The sequence below is a fragment of the Promicromonospora panici genome (assembly GCF_900608595.1).
Lineage (GTDB): Bacteria > Actinomycetota > Actinomycetes > Actinomycetales > Cellulomonadaceae > Promicromonospora > Promicromonospora panici.
Genome location: NZ_UWYY01000013.1, coordinates 62,680 through 82,709, shown reverse-complemented (window position 1 = coordinate 82,709; position 20,030 = coordinate 62,680). Strand labels below are relative to the sequence as shown.

Below are 20,030 nucleotides of genomic sequence, written 5' to 3'. Positions count from 1 at the left end.
ACGGAGCAGGACACCAACTTCTCGGTCGCGGCGACGCCGTGGCGGCGCGGCCTGATCGGCCTATCACGGAGGCCTTCCGGGAGCGCGGCCTCGGCGTCGGCATGTATCACTCGCTCATCGACTGGCACCACCCGCAGTTCCCGATCGACGGGCTGCACCCGCTGCGCGACGACGAGGCCGCCCGGGCCGAGGTGCGCGACATGGCCGAGTACCGCCGGTACCTGCACGCGCAGGTCGCCGAGCTGCTCACCCGGTACGGCCCGGTCGAGCAGCTGTTCTTCGACTTCTCCTACGCCGAGCACGTCCACGAGGGGACTCCGGTCTGGGGCGGCAAGGGTGCTCAGGACTGGGGCAGCGAGGAGCTGCTCACCAACGTCCGGTCGCTGCAGCCGGGGATCCTGGTCAACGACCGCCTCGGCATCCCGGGCGACTACGTCACGCCCGAGCAGTACCAGCCCGCGGAGCCGCCGACCCTCGACGGCGTGCCCGTGCTGTGGGAGGCGTGCCAGACGATCAACGGCAGCTGGGGCTACGACCGCGACAACACGACCGCCAAGTCGCCGGACCTGTTGCTGCGGATGCTCGTCGACACCGTCGCCAAGGACGGCAACCTCCTGCTCAACGTGGGGCCCACGGCTCGCGGCGAGCTGGACCCCGTGGCCGCGAACACGCTCCGCGCCATCGGGCGATGGATGTCGCGTCACGGCCGCGCGATCCATGGCGCCGGACCCAGCGCGTACACCCCGCCGCCGGACTGCCGCTACACCCAGCAGGGCAACCGTCTCTACCTGCACCTGTTCGCCTGGCCGTTCGAGGCGGTGCACCTACCCGGGCTCGCGGGCCGGGTGGAGTACGCCCAGCTCCTGCACGACGCCTCGGAGGTGCCGATGGAGGTGCTGTCGACGGACCAGGAGCCGCACATGACCAGCGCCGCCGGCCTCGGGGCCGACACCCTGACGCTGGAGCTCCCGGTCCGGCGGCCCGACGTCGCGATCCCGGTCATCGAGCTCTTCCTCCGCTGAGGGACAACCCCGGTGGTACGACGCCGCCCGTTCGTACCACCGGGGTGGGTACCCCTGTCGCAACCTCGGGCCGACGACGGGAGGCCGCACCCGTACATAGCGTGCGACCTGTACCCGTCACGCGAACGAAGGGATCCACCATGTCCGTCCAGCACCTGCTTGTCGCCGCCGAAGTCCCGGCGGCCGTGCACGTCGCGGCGCAGCAGGCCGTGAGCTCCTACGCCCTGACCTCCGGGCGGCTCTGGAGCTTCGTGGCGATCGGGCTAGGACTGATCGGTGTGGTCGTCGGCGGGCTGGCGCTGGCTCGCCCCGCCGGTCGCCTCGGGACCGACACCGGCCGACTCGGCGCCGGGCTGGCCCTGGGCACGGGGCTGGTCGGCGCTGTCGCCGGCGCGGTGGTCGTTGCCGCCTCCGGCGGTCAGCTCGGCACCGGCGGCGGGCTGGCCGGGGGCGTCATCGGCATCGCACTCGGCCTGACGGGCGTCGGCGTCGGCGGGCTGGCCCTGGCCCGCTCCCGCCGCAGCACGACCTGATCTTTCGGCACGCCCGAACCGCAAGTTGCTCGTACTCCCGTCCGCCGAACCGAAACGACACGCCGAGTGCCGGTGAGACATTCGGCGTGTCGTTTCGGTTCGACACAGGGGGACACCATCCACCTGTGGTTCGACACCACGGGCACAGGGCCGGTCAGGGGCCGGCTAGCCAGCCCGGGACCGTCAGGCCCGACTCGTACGCGAGGATCACCAGCTGCGAGCGGTCCCGGGCCTGGGCCTTGGTCATGATGCGGCTGACGTGCGTCTTCGCGGTGGCCGGGCTCAGCACCAGCCGTGCCGCGATCTCGTCGTTGGACAGGCCTGCCGCGACCAGCGCCATCACCTCGCGCTCCCGCTCGGTGAGGGCGCTCAGCCGCGGCCCAGGATCCGGGTGCGTGGCCCGCGCGGCGAACTCGGCGATCAGCCGCCGGGTGATCGCCGGCGCGATCAGTGCGTCGCCGCGGGCCACCACCCGCAGGCCGTGGATCAGCTCGGCGGGCTCGCTGTCCTTGACCAGAAAGCCGCTGGCGCCGGCGCGCAGCGCGCCGTAGACGTACTCGTCCAGGTCGAACGTGGTCAGGATGATCACGCGAGCCTCGGTGCTCGCGGCGATCTCGCGGGTGGCGGCAAGGCCGTCCACGCCCGGCATCCGGATATCCATGAGCACGACGTCGGGGCGCAGCTGCCGGGCGAGCCGAGTCGCCTCGCCGCCGTCGGCCGCCTCGCCGACCACCTCGATGCCGCCCTCGCCCTCCAGGATGGACCGGAACCCTGCACGGACCAGGGCTTGGTCGTCCGCGAGCAGCACCCGGATCATGCCGGTTCCTCCGCCGACACGGGCAGGCGGGCGGCCACCCGGAATCCGCCGTCCGGCCGCGGACCCGTGTCCAGCGACCCACCCAGCGCCCGGACACGTTCCGCCATGCCGCGGATACCGTTGCCGGGTTCGCCCGGAGCGGCGGTGCCGTCGTCCTCGATCTCCACCAGCACGTCGCCGTCGTCGGGCCGCACCTGGACCACCACGGCCGACGCTGCGGCGTGCCGGGCCACGTTGGTGAGCGCCTCCTGGACGATCCGGTACGCCGCCAGGTCGACCTCCGCCGGCAGCCGCTGGGCCTCGGCGAGTTCCGTGCGTACCTCCAGCCCGGACGCTTCGGCGCTGGTCACCAGGTCGCCGAGCCGGTCCAGGCCGGGCACCGGCGTCGTCGGTGCCTCGCCGTCCTGCCGCAGCACTCCCAGCGTGGTGCGCAGCTCACGCAGCGTCTCCTTGCTCGCTTGCTTGATGGCGGTGAGCGCCTGCTCGGACCGTTCCGGGTCCGGCCGGTGCAGCGCGGCGCTGGCCTGCACGTTGATCAGCGAGAGGTGGTGGCCGAGCACGTCGTGCACCTCGCGCGCGATCCGCAGCCGTTCCTCGGTGGCCCGCCGTCGGGCCTCCTCCTCGACCCGCTGCTCGGCGGCGTGCGCCCGGGCCGCCGCCTCGGCGAGGTAGGCGCGGCGGTTGCGCGTCACGCCGACGATGACGGCGACGAGCCAGCCGGCGTGCAGGAACGTCGCTCCGTTCGAGGTCTCCCGGTCGTAGCCGTCGGCGATCGCGAAACCGACCACCGAGGCGAGGCCCAGCCCGATGGCGACCGCGAGGTGTCCTTCGTCGACCACGGTGTAGAGCGCCACGACGAACACGAGCATGACCAGCCCGGGCTGCTGCAGCAGCACCCCGTACACGCTGACGGCGGCCAGCGCCACCACGCCGACCGGCACGGGATAGCGCCGTCGCAGGTAGAGCGCGCCCGAGGAGACCAGCACGATCAGCAGCGCGGCCCAGTCGGCGCCGGTGCTGATCCCGCCGGCCTGGATGACCAGGCCGAGGACGGCCACGACGCCGATCGCGAGCGCGAGACCCGCCTCCGCCGTCCGGCCACGCCATCGCCACCTCGACATGACCGGAAGCCTACGTGCTCCGCCCGATGACCAATCTCACCTGATGAGATTCTTCACAGCCGGGACCTGTCACGAATCGCCGCCGCAGGTGGTCGGATGAAGTATGAACACCACAGAGCGTCGGATCTCAACGACAGTGCTGGTCATCGGGACGGGCGGGTCGGGCCTGCGCGCCGCGATCGAGCTCGCGGAACAGGGTGTCGACGTGCTGGCCCTGGGCAAGCGGCCGCGCATGGATGCCCACACCTCGCTCGCGGCGGGCGGGATCAACGCCGCACTCGGCACCATGGACGCCGAGGACAGCTGGCAGCAGCATGCCGCCGACACGATCAAGGAGAGCTACTTCCTGGCCAACCCGCACACGGCCGAGATCGTCGCGCAGGGCGCCGCACAGGGCATCGCCGATCTGGAGCGGTACGGCATGGCGTTCGCGCGGGAGGACGACGGGCGGATCTCCCAGCGGTTCTTCGGCGCGCACACGTACCGCCGTACCGCGTTCGCGGGCGACTACACGGGCCTGGAGATCCAGCGGTCCCTGGTCGACCGGGCTACGCGGCTCGACGTCCCGATCCTCGACTCGGTGTACGTCACCCGGATCCTGGTGCAGGACGGCGCCGTCTTCGGCGCCTACGGGTTCGACCTGAACGACGGCACGCCGTACCTGATCCACGCGGACGCCGTGATCCTCGCCGCGGGCGGCCACAACCGCATCTGGCGCCGGACGTCGTCGCGCCGCGACGAGAACACGGGCGACTCGTTCCGGCTCGCGGTCGAGGCCGGCGCACGCCTGCGCGACCCGGAGCTGGTCCAGTTCCACCCGTCCGGCATCCTCGAGCCCGAGAACGCCGCGGGGACCCTCATCTCCGAGGCGGCGCGCGGCGAGGGCGGCATCCTGCGCAACGCCCTGGGCGAGCGGTTCATGAAGAACTACGACCCCGAGCGGATGGAGCTGTCGACCCGCGACCGCGTGGCCCTTGCCGCGTACACGGAGATCAAGGAGGGGCGCGGCACCGAGAAGGGCGGCGTCTGGCTGGACGTCTCGCACCTGCCGCGGGAGACGATCATGTCCCGCCTGCCGCGTGTCTACCAGACGATGCTCGAGCTGCAGATGCTGGACATCACGGCCGAGCCCATCGAGATCGCCCCCACCGCCCACTACTCCATGGGCGGCGTGTGGGTGCGGCCCGAGGACCACAGCACCGAGGTCGACGGCCTCTACGCGATCGGTGAGGCGTCCAGCGGCCTGCACGGCGCCAACCGCCTCGGCGGCAACTCCCTGATCGAGCTGCTGGTGTTCGGCCGCATCGTCGGCCGCGCGGCCGCCGCCTACTCCGCCGGCCTGGAGGCGCAGCGGCGTTCGCACGACGCCGAGGCCCGCGCCCGCGCCGAGGTCGCCGACCTCCTGACCGCCGACGGGCACGAGAACGTGCGCGCGCTGCAGCGCGCGGTGCGCAACACGATGACCGAGTACGCCGGCGTCGTCCGGGACGAGGAAGGGCTGATCGCCGGTCTGCGTGAGCTGGACGAGATCGAGGCGCGCACCAAGGAGATCGGCGTGCACCCCGACATCGCCGGGTTCCAGGACCTCGCGCACGCCTTCGACCTCAAGGCGTCCCTGATCGCCGCGCGGGCCACGCTGGAGACCGCCCGGGAGCGCCGCGAGACCCGCGGGTGCCACAACCGTTCGGACTACCCGGACCTCGACCCGGCCCTGCAGGTGAACCTGGTGTGGTCGCCGCGCACGGGCGTGGTCCGGGAGGACATCCCTCCGGTCCCGGATGAGATCGCCACCCTGATCCAGGCCGAGGAGGTCTCGACGACAGGCAAGCTGGTCGAGTAGCAGGGCCTTGGTTGTGGGCGGGATCGTTGCGACTATCGGTCCGTTTTAGGCGCAACGATCGCGCTCACAACAATCGCTTTTGCTCGTCGGGTGCGGGGACGGGCTTGGTGACCTCGACGGTTCCCGCGTCGGCGACGCTGTAACCGCCGCCTCCGCCGCCTCCGCCACCACCGCCGCAGCTCGTTGCGAGGAGCAGGACGGTCAGTCCTGCTCCGGCGACGAGCTTCGCACCTCGTGAGATGGACCCTCGCAGTCTGGACATGGCGCCTCCTCGTTCCGGTCCGTCCTCCTAGATATCCTTCATACCTCCTTACGTGCCGGGTCGCCCGGACGGATCTCTCGCCCTGCTGGCGACCCCGGTCGCGCTCAGTGCGGGGGCCCGGTTCGTTCCGTCCAGGCCGGCCAGACGCGCTCGGCGTCGGCCCGGCGGAGGTGGCCACCCAGGTGCATCGCCCGCCACACCCCGCGGTACCCGGGCAGGATCCCGGAGGCGATGATCATGTGCCCGACGACGACGGGGGTCACCACGTACGTCGACCACCGGTGCACCTGGGCGAACCACACGAACGCCGGACCCCCGCTGACGAGCGCCAGGCCCACCCCGGATACGACGAGGGCGAGCAGCGTCGCGACGAGCACCAGGTTCGCGATGCGCTGCCCGGGGTCGAACCGGCCCTCGTGCCGCCCGAACCGTCCGGTGAAGATCGCGGCCGGCCAGCGCCGGAACCACGCGGCGTCGCCGTGGCGGAACCGGACGGACTCGCCCCAGAAGGTGCGCCACCCCCGCGCGCCGACGACGGCGGCCAGCGCCGTCAGCCCCGCGAGGACCCAGCCGGTGACGGTGTGCAGGTCGGCGTCCGGCATGCCGGTGGCGCGGGCGAGCACGCTCGGGCGGCCCTCGTACCCGAGCAGGAGCCACCACCCGGTGGCCAGCAGCACGAGGACGGTCACGTAGACGCCGGCATGGAACCACCGTGCCGGACGGCGGTTGCGCTCGACGGTGCCCGCCCACGAGCCGCCCCGCTCAGTAGTCGGTACCACCGTCGTCGCCCGTGTCGCTCCCCGCACCGCCGGTCCCGACGGTCACGGTGACCTCGGTCTCGACGCCGGCGGGCGAGTGGTCCGCGTTGCGCAGGGATGCGTTGACCACGTGCTCGCCCTCGGGCAGGTCGGTGACCTCGGTGCTCTCGCTCTCGACCACCATGAACTCCTCCTCGTTGCCGTTGAAGTACACGTGGACGTGGTGCAGGCCCGAGTCGGTCGGGCCGAGCTCCTCGCTGGAGGCCAGCTCGACGGTGAACGGCACGTCGACCGTGTCGCCGTCCGCGGGCGACGTGATCTCCAGGGTCATGCCGCCGCCACCGGCGTCGCCACCACCGCCACCGCCTCCGCCGCCCGTTCCTCCGCCGCCGCAGCCCGTCGCGAGCAGGACGGTCAGCGCCGCTCCGGCGGCGAGCTTCGCCCCTCGTAGTCTGGACATGGTTCCTCCTCGTTCCGGTTCGTCCGTCACCTGTCCTTACGCGGTCAGGCACCCGGACGGATCTCTCGCACCGTTGCGAGATCCACGAGCGGGAGTCGTACGTAGGAAAGGACATGACGGCATCGGACGAGGCGCTGCTCGCCGGGATGGCCGCGGACGACCCGGACGCGGCGGCCGTCTTCGTGCGCCGCCACCAGGCCCGGGTGTACGGGCTCGCACTCTTCGTGGTCGGCATCCCCGCCGTCGCCGAGGAGGTGGCGCAGGAGACTTTCGTCCGCGCGTGGCGGCACGCCGGCGCCTTCGATCCCCGGCGCGGCCGCGCGACGACGTGGCTCCTCGCCATCGCCCGGCACGCGGCGATCGACGTGCTGCGCGTGCGGCGCGACGTCCCGGTCGACCCGCTGGTCATGGTGGAGACGATCGCCGACCCCGACCGGCTCGCCGAACGTGTGGCGACCGGCACCACGGTGAACGCGGCGCTCGCCCAGGTGCCGCGGGAACAGGCGACGGCGGTGGTGCTGGCCGCGGTCTTCGGGCTCAGCGGGGCGGAGATCGCCGAGCGGACCGGCGTACCGCTCGGGACGGCGAAGACCCGCATCCGGCTGGGCCTGCGGCACCTGCGCGACGAGCTGACGAGCAGGAAGGAGGCGGACACACCATGACGACCGACGGGACGGCGGACGAACGGTGCGCCGAGCTGCGCGACGCGCTGACCGAGGTGGCGCTCGGGGTTGCCGACGGCACCACACGGGGCGTGGTCATGGCGCACCTCGCCACCTGTGAGCGCTGCCGGGACGAGCTCTCGTCGCTGGCCGACGCCGCCGACGAGCTGCTCCTCCTCGTCCCGGAGCGGGACCCCTCGGCGGACTTCGAGGGTCGCGTCCTCGCCCAGCTCACGCCCGACCAGGGCGCGCGCTCGCCGACGGGGCCGGACCAGCCGGCGGAACCCATCCGCCCGACGACGATCCGGCGGCACCGGGCCCAGCGCGCCGTCCTCGCCGCCGCCCTGGGAGCGGGCCTGCTCGCCGTCGGCGGCACCGGCGTGTGGCTCGCCACGGCACCGGACCGCGAGCTGGCCACGTCCTACCGCGCGACGCTCGACACGGCGAACGGCCGCTACCTCGCGGCAGCCGACCTCACCACGGAAGCCGGGCCAGAGGGCTCGGCGCAGTCCGTCGGCACGGTCTTCCTCTACGAGGGCGAGCCATCCTGGGCGTACGTGGTGGTCCGCGACGCCGGGCCGGCCGCGAACTACGACGTCGTCGTCACCGTCGAGGACGGATCGGTTGCCGGGCCGGACACCGGAGCGGACGCCGCGGGCGGCTACCCCTACGAAGCAGACCCCGACAGAGCAGACTCCGCCGAAGCGAACCTCGGAACGGACCCCTCCTCCGGCACCCGCGACGTACCGCTCGGGGCGTGCGTCGTGGAGGCGCATGTCTGCACGGCAGGCGGCGTGCTGGACGTCCCCGTGCACGACGTCTTGTCGGTTCGCCTGACGACCCCGGACGGCGAGACGTGGTCGACGGCCTCCCTTCCATGAGTAGACCGCCCGAGTCGCCCGCCCTCTGACTCGCGTTCAGCAGGCGGGAAGCGGCCGTTGTCGGTCCGATTGTGCTCGTCCCGAGCCTACTGAATCGAGCTCAGCAGGCGTCAGAGGTTGATCGGGGCCTGGTGGTCGTCGATGGGCGACGGCGTCCAGCCGCCCAGCTCTTCGAGCCGAGCGGCCACCGCGGCCCCGATCCCGCCCGGCCGGTCGTTGTCGGAGGGCTTGAAGCGCAGCATGACGACCATCCCGGTCGCCAGGAGTCGATTCTGGCGGGGTGCGTCGTTGACGAGCGCTTCCGGTGTGGAATGTGGACCGACACCGTCGATCTCCACCACGAGCCAGCGCCCGTCGTGCAGGTGCCAGCCAAAGTCGCAGCGGGCGAGAAAGTGCCCGTTCCTGTGGAACACGACCTGGACCCGGTCCGGGGGTACGCCGTTGTCGATGCAGGAGAGCCGGGCGTCGGTCTCCGCGGGGGACTCGTCCTCGCTGGTGGCGAGGCTGAGCCAGCCCAGCACTTGCCCGGCATCACGGCGACCGTGCAGCAGCCGTTCGACCTTGGCGAGTCCGGCCTCGTTGATCAGCTTCTTGTTAAGGGCGCTGCCGATGACGGCGACGGCGTCGTCCCGGGACAGGCACGGCAGCGCCTGGGCGAGCGCGTGCTCGATCTTGGCGATGCGCCAGCTGCCGTACCGCTCGGTCTCGAAGTTTCCGTACTGGCGCACGACGACGCCGTCCCGCCCTCTGTGACGAGCGCCTCTGGGATAGGCGACCTCCGGCTCGATGTGACGGGGCAGGCCCGCCACTCCGTGCAGGGCGACCGCGGCGGCTCCGACTGCCGCGGTTCCGGGGCGGGCAAGCAGACCTTTGACGGCGGACCGTCGTCGGATGTGGTCGAAGTAGTCGTCTCGAACCCTTGTCGACGGCGGGACGGGATCCGTGTCGATGACACGGTCGCCCTCCCACCGCCAGACGCCGTGCCGGACGAGCCGATGTATCCGGCGCCGGTCGACCCCGGCGGCGTAGCACTGCAGCACCGAGACAAGACCCTCCTGGCCGGCGGCAAGGTCGCCCACTGCTGGTGGGACGGCGCTGAGGGAACGCATGCCGGGATCAGATCACCGCTGGGCCTGCTGCCGAGCGTGCGCCGGCCGAGGCTGTGCACAACCTGGCTAACGCCGAACTGTGGTCGACCTCGCAGCGGTGTGCTCCCGGGAGGAAGGGCTGTGACCGCCATCGAACGATTTGCGGGAGCGCAGCGTCGGGCTCACTCCTGACGGCGATTCAGCAGGCGAGAAGCGACCACTATCGGGTCGATTGTGGTCTTCCCGAGCCTGCTGAACCGGAGTCAGGAGCGCCCACGTCGCGGTCGAGGTCAGCGCACCACCAGGCGGGGCTCCACCAGGACATATGCCGCCTCGGCGGCATAGCTTCGGCGCAGGACGATACCGCCCGTCGGCCCCATCAGCAGGTCCAGCACCCCGACGGCGACCTGCTCCGGCAGCTGCTCGACGCTGGCGATACCGAGCGCCTCGGCGGCGGGCGTGTTGTCGAACCCGACCACGGGGAGCTCGGGCCGCCCCAGGGCGGTGGCGGCCAGGTGCGCCCCGATGGCGAGCGCGTCGCTCACGCAGACGACGCCGTCGACGGCCGGGTCGGCCGCGAGCTCGGCCCCGGCCACCTCCCGCGCCCGGCCGACGCTCTCCTCGACGTACCAGCGCGGGCCCGAGGTCCCGGCGCGGGACATCTCCTCGCCCCAGCCGCGGGCGCGGTCGCCCCCGGTGCCCGAGCCCTCGGGCCAGCCGAGGAAGGCGATCCGCGAGCCCGCGTGGTCGAGCAGGTGCCGCGTCGCGGCACGGGTGCCGGCGGCGCCGTCGACGTCGACCCAGGGGTGCGCGGGCGCGCCCGTGTCGTCGTCGCGCCACGGGCGGCCGAACGAGACGAAGGGTACGTCGCGCTCCTGCAACCAGTTCGTCCGGGTGTCCTCGCGGGACGTGCCGGTGAGCACTATCGCGTCGATCTCGCCGCCGTCGACGAGGTCCCCCATGCGCTCGATCTCCTCGGCGGGCGTGTGCGCCGCGTACAGCATGATCCGCATGCCCCGCTCGCTGGCCCGCTCGGTGAGCGCGTGCACGAAGCGGTCGAGCACCACGCCGGAGATCCCGCCGAGATACGGGTCGAGGCGCACCCCGATGGTCGAGCTGCGCCGGGTGCGGAGCCGGCGTGCGGCGGCGTGCGGGCGGTAGCCGAGCTCGGCGATCGCCCGCTCGACGCGTTCGCGGGTGGCGCCGCGCACGATGTCCGGGGCGTTCAGGACGTTGGAGACGGTCTGGCGGGAGACGCCGGCGGCGCGTGCGACGTCCTCCACGGTCGGGGCCTTCGCCATGGTGACTCCTTCCTGCCGCTGCCTTGGCCGTTGTCTTGAACGATCGAAACGTCATCCTATGGTGTCGGCGGCCGCACCTTGACACCGCACCCGCCGTCTCCTTAATCTCCTGGCTAGCACGATTTGATCGTTCAAACTTTTGCCAGCAAGGCCAGACCGGCCACCACCGCGTGCTGCCTCATCAAAGGAGAAGAGACACATGACACGGCACATCTCACGGCGTCTCGCCGGCACGGGGGCCTTCCTCGTCGCCGGCGCCCTCATGCTCACCGCCTGCGGCGGTTCGGGCTTCGAGGAGCCCGCCGACGACGCCGCCGGGGGCACCGCAACCGGGCTCACGAGCTCCGACGACGCCCTCACGGTCCTCATCGGGTCGTCCGGCGACGCCGAGACCGACGCGGTCACGGACGCCGTCGCCGCCTGGTCGGAGGACTCCGGCGTTATGGCCGACGTCCAGGTCGCCAGCGACCTGCCCCAGCAGCTCTCCCAGGGCTTCGCGGCAAGCACCCCGCCGGACCTGTTCTACCTCGCTCCCGAGGCGGTCGCCGGCTACGCGGACAACGGCTCGCTCCAGCCGTACGGCGACCTCCTGGCGAACAAGGACGACTTCTACCCCTCCCTCGTGGAGAACTTCACGGTCGACGACACGTTCTACTGCGCCCCGAAGGACTTCTCGACGCTCGCGCTCGTGATCAACACCCAGCTCTGGGAGGACGCCGGGCTCACCGACGCCGACGTCCCCACCACGTGGGACGAGCTGGCGGACGTCGCCGAGACGCTCACCACCGACAAGCAGGTGGGCCTCGCGCTCAGCAACGAGTACCAGCGCCTCGGCGTCTTCATGGCCGAGGCCGGCGGTGGGCTCGTGGTCGACGACGAAGCGGTCGCCGACAGCGAGGGCAGCGTGGAGGGCCTCGAGTACGTGCGGACCCACCTGACGGACGGCACGTTCGCCTACGCGGCCGACCTCGGCGCGGGCTGGCCCGGCGAGGCCTTCGGCAAGGAGCTGGCCGCCATGACCGTCGAGGGCAACTGGATCACCGGCGCCCTGACCAACGACTTCCCCGACGTCGACTACCAGGTCATCGAGCTGCCCGCCGGTCCCGCCGGCAAAGGCACCCTGCAGTTCACGAACTGCTGGGGCATGGCCGCGGACAGCCCCAACCAGGAGGCCGCGCTCAGCCTCGTCGAGCACCTGACGAGCACCGAGCAGCAGCTCGCCTTCTCGGAGGCGTTCGGCCCGATGCCGTCGATCCAGTCGGCCGCCGGGGACTGGACGAGCGCGAACCCCGACCTCGCTGCCTTCCTGGACGGCGCCGAGTACGCGCAGTTCCCGCCGACCTGGGCCGGCGCGACCGACGTCATCACCGACCTCAACTCCCAGCTGGAGTCGCTCGGGACGGGCGACCCCCGGGAGATCCTCGGTGGCGCCCAGTCGAACCTCGAAGCGATAGCCGAGTAGCCCGCATGTCTGCTCTCGCGACGGCACCGCGCCGCGCCGGGTCCCCCCGCGGGCTCCGGCGCGGGGAGGCGCTCGCCGGCTGGGCCTTCACGGCCCCGGTGCTGCTGATCCTCGGCGTGTTCCTGCTCGTGCCCGTGCTGATGGCGCTGTGGGTCAGCTTCTCGGACTGGTCGGGACGCGGCAGTCCCCTGTCGTCCGACGTCGGCTTCGTGGGGCTGGACAACTACGCGGCGGTGACCACCGGCGGCGGGCTCGCGGAGCGCGACTTCGGCGTCGCGCTGCGCAACAACGCCTGGTACGTGCTGCTGGTGGTCCCGCTGCAGACCGCCCTGTCCCTGTTCCTCGCGGTGCTCGTGAACCGCGCCGTGCTGCGCGGCCGGGGCGCGTTCCGCACGGCGTTCTACTTCCCGTCAGTCACCAGCTCGGTGGCGATCACGGTGCTGTGGCTGTTCCTGTTCTCGACGTCGGGCGTGGTCAACACGGTCCTGGCGCGGCTCGGCATCGCGGGACCCAACTGGTTCAACGAGCCGAGCGGCGTCCTGCACAACCTGCTGGGCGCGCTCGGCGTCCGGTCGGGGCCACAGGCCCTGACCGAGCACGGCTTCCTCGGGCTGTCGTGGTGGGACTGGCTCGCGGGGCCCTCGGTGGCGATGTCCGCGTTCGTGCTCATGGCGATCTTCACGACGAGCGGCACCTTCATGCTGCTCTTCCTCGCGGGCCTGCAGAACCTCGGTCCCGACGTCGACGAGGCCGCCATGGTGGACGGCGCGAACGGCTGGCAACGGTTCTGGCGCATCACGCTCCCCCAGCTCCGGCCGACCCTGTTCACCGTCCTCACGCTCGGGCTGATCGGCAGCTGGCAGGTCTTCGACCAGATCTACACCGGCACCCAGGGCGGGCCGGGCAAGACGACGCTGACGCCCGCCTACCTCAGCTACCAGTCGGCGTTCCTGTCCCAGGAGTGGGGCCGGGGCGCGGCCATCGCGTTCATCCTGTTCGTCATCATCGTGCTCCTGACGATCCTGCAGCGCTGGATCCTGCGGGAGCGGCGATGAACCCCACCACGCGCCGCCGGCTGCCGCGCAAGGCGCTCGCCGGGCAGGTCGCGCTCTACGCGCTGCTGATCGCCCTGGCGCTCGTCTACGTCTACCCGTTCCTCGTGCAGGTGGCGACGTCGGTCAAGACGGAGGCGGACGCCGCCGCCGACCCCGTCTCACTGATCCCGGACCCACTGACCTGGGCCGCCTACGGGCGCCTGTTCCTCCGCTCGGACTTCCCCGTGTGGTTCGCCAACTCCGCCGTCGTGACGGTGCTCGTGACCGCCGGGCGCGTCTTCTTCGACTCGCTCGCGGGCTACGCGCTGGCCAGGCTGCGGTTCCGCGGGCGCAGCGTCGTCTACGCGGCCCTCGTCGCGGTCATGGCCGTGCCGGCCGTCGTGCTCCTGATCCCGAAGTTCCTGGTCATCAACCAGCTCGGCATCTACGACTCGTACGCGGGGATGGTGCTGCCACTGCTCGTCGACGCGGCCGGCGTGTTCATCATGAAGAACTTCTTCGAGTCGATCCCCGCCTCCGTCGAGGAGCAGGCGCGCATCGACGGGGCCGGCACGTTCCGGATCTTCTGGTCCGTGGTCCTGCCGATGGCCCGCCCCGCGCTCGTCACCATCGTGATCCTCTCGTTCCAGGGGTCGTGGAACGAGCTGAGCCACTTCATCGTGTCCGCCCAGTCCCCCTCGCTGACGACCCTCACCAAGGGGGTCGCGTCGCTCGCCAGCGGCCAGCTCAGCCAGGGCAGCCAGTACCCGATCAAGCTCGCGGCAGCGGCGCTCATGACCGTCCCCGTCGCGGTCATGTTCTTCGTCTTCCAGCGACGCATCATGAACGCCAGCGAAGGAGCCGTCAAGGAATGAGCACCACCCCCGAGCCCGTGCGCGCCGCCGATCGAGCGGTGCCGCTGCAGCCCCTGCTCAGCGACGCCGTCATCGCCCTGCGCGCCCCGACCCAGGTGTGGTCCGGCCGCGACGGCGACCTCGGCGGCACGCCCGTCGACGGCGTCTACCACGGCGACGTCCGGCACGTCAGCGGGCTGACGCTGGAGTGCGCCGAGTCCGCGGTCGAGTACATCTCGCTCGCCCCGGAGGGCGCCTCGCACGTCGTGTTCGGCGGCCTCCTGCGCGCCGTCGACGACGACCAGCCCGACCCCAAGGTCCGCCTGGTGCGGGACCGCCGAGTCGCCGACGGCGCACTGGCGGAGACCTGGAGCGTGCGCTCGCGCCTCCCGGGGGCCGTGCGCGTGACCCTGCGGTTGCGGCTCCGGCCGGACTTCTCGACGCTGCACGACGTCAAGGCGGGGCTCGCGCCGCTCGGCGGGGCGGGCGTGAAGGTCACCGTGGCCCCCGGGACAGCGACCGCGAGCGCCGGAACCCGGTCCTTCACCCTGACGGCCGGCGGAGCCACGGTGACCCGGACGCCCGACGGCGAGATCGAGGCGTCCTGGCCGCTCGACGTCCCGCCCGGGGGCGAGGCGCGGGCCGCGTGGTCGCTCACGCTGCACGACGACTCCCTGGTCGTGCGGGGCGCCGCCGGCACCTGGCCGGGCACGCGGCTCGGCGAGGCGGAGGTCCCGCCTGGCGCCGACCCCCGGCTCGGACGCTGGCTGGCGACCGCGCTCGATGACCTCGACGCGCTGCGGCTCACCCTCCCCGGCCACCCGGACGACGACTTCTTCGCCGCCGGAGCGCCGTGGTTCTTCACGCTGTTCGGCCGCGACGCCCTGTGGGCGGCACGCCTCGCGCTCCCGGTCGACACCCGGGCTGCGGCGTCGACCCTGCGCGTCCTGGCGCGGCTGCAGGGCACCACCCACGACGTCGATACGGCGCAGGAGCCCGGCAAGATCCTGCACGAGCTGCGCGCGTCGCCGCTCGCGATCCCGCACGACGACGTCGTCCTGCCGCCGCTGTACTACGGGAGCGTCGACTCGACCCCGCTGTGGGTGTGCCTGCTGGCCGACGCCTGGCGCGCCGGCATGCCCGACGCCGAGGTCGCCGCCCTCCTGCCCGCGCTGCGCGGGGCCCTGACCTGGCTGCTGGAGCACGGCGACAGCGACGGCGACGGGTTCCTCGACTACATCGACCGCACCGGGCGCGGGCTGGCGAACCAGGGCTGGAAGGACTCCGGCGACTCCATCCAGTGGCGCGACGGAACCCTGGCCGAGGGGCCGATCGCGCTCTGCGAGGTGCAGGGCTACGCCTACGAGGCGGCGCTCGCCGGCGCGGACCTCCTGGAAGCGTTCGGCTCGCGCGAACCCGGCCCGACGACGCCGGACGCCCTGCGCCCGGCCGTGCTCCGCGCCTGGGCCGCCGACCTGCGCGCCCGCTTCGCGCGGACGTACTGGGTGGAGACGCCCGAGGGGCGCTACCCGGCGGTCGCGCTGGACCGGCACAAGCGGCCGGTCGACACCCTCACGAGCAACATCGGGCACCTCATCGGCACCGGCATCCTCGACGCCGCCGAGGAGCGGCACGTCGCGGACCTGCTGCTCGGCCCGGCGATGTCCACCGGCTTCGGGATCCGCACGATGTCGACCGGCGCGGCGGGCTACTGGCCGCTGTCGTACCACGGCGGCAGCGTCTGGACGCACGACACCGCCATCGTCGTGCACGGCATGCACCGGGCGGGGCTCGCCGACCAGGCCGTGCGCGCGGTGAACGGGCTGCTGGCGGCGGCCGAGGGCTTCGGCTACCGCGTGCCCGAGCTGCACGGCGGCGACCCGGCGACCCGCGCCGGCGTGCCCACACCGTACCCGGCGGCTTGTCGGCCCCAGGCCTGGTCGGCCGCGGCGGCCATCACCTGCCTGGCGGTGACCCGCTCGGTTCCCGCGGCGGTGCCCGGATAACCTTCCGTCATGAACCGGGTGACCCTGCAGGACGTCGCAGATCGCGCGGGGGTCTCCATGAAGACCGTGTCCAACGTGGTCCGCGGGTACCAGCACGTCAGCCCGGGCATGCGCGAGCGGGTGCAGGCCGCGATCGACGAGCTCGGCTACCGCCCCAACCGCACCGGCCGCAGCCTTGCCACCGGCCGCTCCAGCATGCTCGGGCTCGCGTTCCCCGACCTTCGGCGGCCGTACTTCGCCGAGCTCGCGCACGTCTTCGCGCGGGTCGCCGAGTCGCGCGGCTACCGCCTCCTGCTCGCGGAGACCGGCGCGACGGCGGACGGCGAACGCTCCGTCCTGCGCGACCGCGAGGCCGGGATCATGGACGGCATGGTGATGCAGCCGCAGGTCCCGGACGCCCGGGACCTCGACGAGCTGCGGCACGGCATGCCCATCGTGTTCCTCGGCGAGGACCCGCAGCCCGACGGCGCCGACCAGGTGGCCATCGACAACGTCACCGCTGCCCGCGACGCCGTCGGGCACCTGGTGCGGATGGGACGACGACGGATCGGGTTCCTCGGCCACGAGACCGACCGGATGTCGTGGACGTCGACGCTCCGGATCGAGGGCTACCGCGCCGCGCTCGACGACGCCGGCCTGCCCGCCGACCCGTCCTGGCTCGTCCCCCGGCCGCAGGACGGCGACGCCCGCGACGCCGAGGAAGCCCTCAGCGCCGCACTGGACGCCGGCCTGGACCTCGACGGCCTGCTGTGCCGCGACGACCTCGCCGCCATCGGCGCACTGCGCGCACTACGCCGGCACGGCCTGGACGTCCCCGCCGACGTCGCCGTCATCGGCTGGGACGCCATCGAGCTCGGCGCGAGCACGGCACCGAGCCTGACGTCCGTCGCGCCGGACACCCGGGCGCTGGCGGAACGTGCCCTCGACCTGCTGCTCGACCGCCTGGAGGGCCTCACCACCCCGGGCCGCCACGTCACGGTGGGCCACACGATCCTCTACCGCGAGAGCGCCCCCGAGCTACCCTGACCGCCGCCGAACCGCAGGTTGCCGGTCGATCTCCCTCGCCGAACCGCAGGTTCCGGGTCGACCTGGGCGCCGAACCGAAACGACACGCCGAGGCGGCTCGAACATTCGGCGTGTCGTTTCGGTTCGGCGAGGGATACGCGACCAACTTGCGGCTCGGCGGCCCGGCGGTCCGGCGGCCCGGCGGCTCGGCGGCCCGGCAGCTCGGCGGCCCGGCGGCCCGGCAGCTCGGCGGTCCCGCGCGGTCGGGTGACGCTGGTGACAGGGGCGATGCGGGTGATGCGGGTGGCGGGTGCCAGGTGTGCCGAATTCTGTTCAGCGTGGGCTCGCACGATTCACCCCGGCTGAACTATTCAGCACAGCCCGCAAACCGGAGCCCCATCCGAACGCGATTCAGCCCACCCGGCACCCGCCCTCCGCGTTAGTCGACCGCCGCGAGCTGCTCGACGAGCGCCGCCCGGACCGACTCCGGGAGGTCGACCGCCGCCAGCTCCGCAAGCTTGTCGGCCGCGCTCCGCTCGCTGCTCACGATGCCCCACGCCTCGAGCTTCTCCACGTTCCCGATCTGCGCGGACTCCAGGATGATCCGCGCCGCACCGCGCCGGTCCGAGCCGACCCGCAGCGGCCCGACGGCGATCTGCACCAGAGCCTCGCCGGCAGGGGATCCGACCGACGATGTTCCGACCGGCCACGACCCTGCCAGCACCGACTCGGCCGTCGGCGCGGACACCGTCACGCTCCACCGCCCGTCGACGCCGCTCACCTCGACGGGTGCCCCGTTCACCGTGACCGGCCCCGAGGGCAGCGCGGCCAGGAACGTCACGGTCCACTCGCGGCTCGCAGGCAGCACGGCGATGTCCCCGACGGCGGCGCCGATCCGGAACTCGCCGCGTTCCAGGTCCCACGACAGAGTCGTCCGCGCGGCAGGCCCGCCGCCACCGACGGGCTCGCCGTCGGCCGAGACGCCTCCGACCGAACCACCGCTGACCGAGTCGTCCTCGGCGTCCTCGGCCAGGACGAGCCCGCCCGACGCGCCCGGCGCGACGAGCACCTCGAGCGCCGTCGGGTTGCGCGTGGCGTCGAGGTCGGGGCCTGCGTCGAGCGGAAGGATGCCGCCCGCGCGCAGCAGGACCGGCACGGAGCCGAGGTCCCGGTGCATCTCCACGGTGCGCCCGCCCTGGTAGGCGGCGTCGGTGAAGATGTCGGTCCACAACCCCTCCGGGAGCCATACCCGCACGCTCCCTCGCAGCGACACGGCATCACGGGGCGCCGTGATCGGCGCTACCAGCAGCTCGCTGCCGAACGCGTACTGGTTCGGCACCGAGTACGCCTCAGGGCGGCGCGGCTCCAGGTGGTACATCGGCCGCACGAGCGGCACGCCCTCGGCGGCACGGTGGTTCATCGTGTGCAGGTAGGGCACCATCCGGTGGCGGAAGCGCAGTGCGTCGTTCATCGCTTCGCGGTGCTCCGGCGGGAACACCCACGGCTCCTTGCGGATGAACGGGTTGTTCGCGGAGTGCAGCCGCATGATCGGCGAGAAGACGCCGAACTGCACCCACCGGGTGGCCAGCTCGTCGTCGCGCACGCCGCGCGTGTGCCCGCCGATGTCGTGGCTCCACCAGGAGTACCCGATGTTGGACGCCGTAGCCGTGAACTCGGGCTGGAACGCCAGCGACGCCCACGACACCACGGTGTCGCCGGAGAACCCGACCGCGTACCGGTGGCTGCCGGGGCCGGCGTACCGGGAGAAGGTCATGCCCGGTCCGCCGTCGCGGGCGGCGTCGATGTGGTGGTAGTGGTTCAGCACCCACAGCGGGTCCACGCCGGGCAGGCCGGAGGTGCGGCCCTGCTGCCAGTCGATCCACCAGAAGTCGACTCCCTGCTCCTCCAGCGGGTTGTGCAGCTCGCTGAAGTAGGCCTGCAGGAAGACCGGGTCGATCGGGTCGAAAGGAATGGGCTCGCCGCTGTCCGGGTCCACGCCCATGGCGCGGGCCATCGCGGGGTACGCGTCCTCGAAGGCGCGGACGCCGTCGGCCGGGTGCAGGTTCAGGGTGGTGCGCAGGCCCCGCTCGTGCAGGGTGCGCAGGAAACCCTTCGGGTCCGGGAACAGCGTGGGCTCCCACGAGTAGCCCGTCCAGCCGCTGCCGAACTCCGGGGGCACCGACCCGACCCGGTGCCAGTCCATGTCGATCACCGCGACGGAGAACGGGATGCCCTCGTCGTCGAAGCGGTCCATGAGCTCCAGGTAGGACTCGTCGCTGTACGGGTGGTAGCGGCTCCACCAGTTGCCGAGCGCCCAGCGCGGCAGCCGCATCGGGTGGCCGGAGACCCGGTACAGGTCGTGGACGGCGTCGGCGTAGTCGCGCCCGTGGGCGAACACGTACAGGTCCTGGCGGCCGGGAACCCGCGAGCCGACCCACCCGTCGTCCTCGAACAGGAACGACACGGAGTCGTCGACGACGGCGATCCCGCCCCGCGCGACCACACCGGGCTCCAGCTCGGTCCGGCCGTCGACGTCGTCGAGGGTCCGGGCGGTGCCGCCGAGGTCCCGCGTGGGCTCGCCGTACCGCCAGCGCCCGGAGTCCCGCCCGAGCACCTCGACGACGAGCCCGCTCGGGGAGAACTCCCCGCCGTCGTAGCGCAGCCGGGCGCGACTCGTGGTGAGCACCACGCCGGCGCCGACCCGCTCGACGGTGAAGTCGGCAGGGGGCAGGTCCCGGCGGATCGCGAACGTGGACGCGCGGTCCTCGAACCCGCCGTCCGCCGACCGCTCGACGCGGAAGACGCCGTCGGAAAGGACCGTGATCCGCCAGCCGGTGCCGTGCACCTGCTGCTCGGACCGCGCGTGCGGCGCCGCCTCCGGCAGGGGCCGGATGACGGGCAGGCTGTCGACGATCTCTGCCATG

Annotated in this window: 18 protein-coding genes; 10 read left to right on the top strand and 8 right to left on the bottom strand. The window is 72.5% G+C overall.

Annotated elements, in window-relative coordinates:
• Positions 1-101 precede the first annotated feature (101 nt).
• Positions 102-1,022 carry an alpha-L-fucosidase gene (locus EW117_RS16405; protein ID WP_277986469.1) on the top strand — a complete coding sequence of 307 codons (921 nt, stop codon included), beginning with the start codon at positions 102-104 and terminating at the stop codon, positions 1,020-1,022.
• 140 nt (positions 1,023-1,162) lie between these two features.
• A complete protein-coding gene (locus EW117_RS16400; protein WP_129787784.1) occupies positions 1,163-1,555 on the top strand; it encodes a DUF6223 family protein in 393 nt (130 codons plus the stop codon).
• A gap of 154 nt (positions 1,556-1,709) precedes the next feature.
• On the opposite strand, the gene EW117_RS16395 is transcribed toward EW117_RS16400, so the two are convergent.
• Entirely contained in the window at positions 1,710-2,372 is a 663-nt protein-coding gene (locus tag EW117_RS16395; RefSeq protein ID WP_129787783.1) for a response regulator, read from the bottom strand.
• Complete coding sequence (locus tag EW117_RS16390) at positions 2,369-3,493, bottom strand: sensor histidine kinase (RefSeq protein WP_129787782.1); 1,125 nt, start codon at positions 3,491-3,493, stop codon at positions 2,369-2,371. The genes EW117_RS16395 and EW117_RS16390 overlap by 4 nt, the downstream gene beginning before the upstream one ends.
• Positions 3,494-3,596: 103 nt before the next feature.
• Between EW117_RS16390 and EW117_RS16385 the strand changes: the two genes are divergently transcribed.
• Positions 3,597-5,333, top strand: a complete 1,737-nt coding sequence (locus EW117_RS16385; RefSeq protein WP_129787781.1) for an FAD-binding protein — start codon at positions 3,597-3,599, stop codon at positions 5,331-5,333.
• A gap of 64 nt (positions 5,334-5,397) precedes the next feature.
• Here the strand turns inward: EW117_RS16385 and EW117_RS16380 are convergent, their stop codons facing one another.
• The 3 genes from EW117_RS16380 to EW117_RS16370 all read right to left on the bottom strand — a co-directional run bounded on the left by EW117_RS16380 (position 5,398) and on the right by EW117_RS16370 (position 6,813).
• Positions 5,398-5,595 (bottom strand): hypothetical protein, encoded by a 198-nt coding sequence (locus EW117_RS16380; RefSeq protein ID WP_129787780.1) that lies wholly within the window; start codon positions 5,593-5,595, stop codon positions 5,398-5,400.
• Between the two features lie 104 nt (positions 5,596-5,699).
• Positions 5,700-6,374 carry a cytochrome b/b6 domain-containing protein gene (locus EW117_RS16375; protein WP_129787779.1) on the bottom strand — a complete coding sequence of 225 codons (675 nt, stop codon included), beginning with the start codon at positions 6,372-6,374 and terminating at the stop codon, positions 5,700-5,702.
• Positions 6,358-6,813 carry a hypothetical protein gene (locus EW117_RS16370; protein ID WP_129787778.1) on the bottom strand — a complete coding sequence of 152 codons (456 nt, stop codon included), beginning with the start codon at positions 6,811-6,813 and terminating at the stop codon, positions 6,358-6,360. Before EW117_RS16370 ends, EW117_RS16375 begins: the two co-directional genes overlap by 17 nt.
• A 113-nt stretch (positions 6,814-6,926) precedes the next feature.
• Here EW117_RS16370 and EW117_RS16365 point away from each other — a divergent pair, with 113 nt between their 5' ends.
• The gene (locus EW117_RS16365; protein WP_207211901.1) at positions 6,927-7,475 is read left to right on the top strand and encodes an RNA polymerase sigma factor; all 549 of its coding nucleotides are present in this window, start codon (positions 6,927-6,929) and stop codon (positions 7,473-7,475) included.
• Entirely contained in the window at positions 7,472-8,356 is an 885-nt protein-coding gene (locus EW117_RS16360; protein ID WP_129787777.1) for a zf-HC2 domain-containing protein, read from the top strand. Before EW117_RS16365 ends, EW117_RS16360 begins: the two co-directional genes overlap by 4 nt.
• A 110-nt stretch (positions 8,357-8,466) precedes the next feature.
• Here the strand turns inward: EW117_RS16360 and EW117_RS16355 are convergent, their stop codons facing one another.
• Positions 8,467-9,465, bottom strand: a complete 999-nt coding sequence (locus EW117_RS16355; RefSeq protein WP_129787776.1) for a hypothetical protein — start codon at positions 9,463-9,465, stop codon at positions 8,467-8,469.
• Between the two features lie 269 nt (positions 9,466-9,734).
• A complete protein-coding gene (locus EW117_RS16350) occupies positions 9,735-10,745 on the bottom strand; it encodes a LacI family DNA-binding transcriptional regulator (RefSeq protein WP_129787775.1) in 1,011 nt (336 codons plus the stop codon).
• A 199-nt stretch (positions 10,746-10,944) separates the two neighbouring features.
• Here EW117_RS16350 and EW117_RS16345 point away from each other — a divergent pair, with 199 nt between their 5' ends.
• The 5 genes from EW117_RS16345 to EW117_RS16325 are packed head-to-tail and all read left to right on the top strand — an operon-like array spanning position 10,945 to position 17,127.
• The gene (locus EW117_RS16345) at positions 10,945-12,207 is read left to right on the top strand and encodes a sugar ABC transporter substrate-binding protein (protein WP_129787774.1); all 1,263 of its coding nucleotides are present in this window, start codon (positions 10,945-10,947) and stop codon (positions 12,205-12,207) included.
• A 5-nt stretch (positions 12,208-12,212) separates the two neighbouring features.
• On the top strand, positions 12,213-13,262 hold the full coding sequence (locus EW117_RS16340) for a carbohydrate ABC transporter permease (RefSeq protein WP_129787773.1): 1,050 nt from the start codon (positions 12,213-12,215) through the stop codon (positions 13,260-13,262).
• The gene (locus EW117_RS16335) at positions 13,259-14,116 is read left to right on the top strand and encodes a carbohydrate ABC transporter permease (protein ID WP_129787772.1); all 858 of its coding nucleotides are present in this window, start codon (positions 13,259-13,261) and stop codon (positions 14,114-14,116) included. The genes EW117_RS16340 and EW117_RS16335 overlap by 4 nt, the downstream gene beginning before the upstream one ends.
• Positions 14,113-16,101, top strand: a complete 1,989-nt coding sequence (locus EW117_RS16330) for a glycogen debranching N-terminal domain-containing protein (RefSeq protein WP_129787771.1) — start codon at positions 14,113-14,115, stop codon at positions 16,099-16,101. The genes EW117_RS16335 and EW117_RS16330 overlap by 4 nt, the downstream gene beginning before the upstream one ends.
• A gap of 9 nt (positions 16,102-16,110) precedes the next feature.
• Positions 16,111-17,127 carry a LacI family DNA-binding transcriptional regulator gene (locus tag EW117_RS16325; protein ID WP_129787770.1) on the top strand — a complete coding sequence of 339 codons (1,017 nt, stop codon included), beginning with the start codon at positions 16,111-16,113 and terminating at the stop codon, positions 17,125-17,127.
• Positions 17,128-17,545: 418 nt separating this feature from the next.
• On the opposite strand, the gene EW117_RS16315 is transcribed toward EW117_RS16325, so the two are convergent.
• Entirely contained in the window at positions 17,546-20,029 is a 2,484-nt protein-coding gene (locus EW117_RS16315; RefSeq protein WP_129787768.1) for a glycoside hydrolase family 31 protein, read from the bottom strand.
• Position 20,030: the final 1 nt, after the last annotated feature.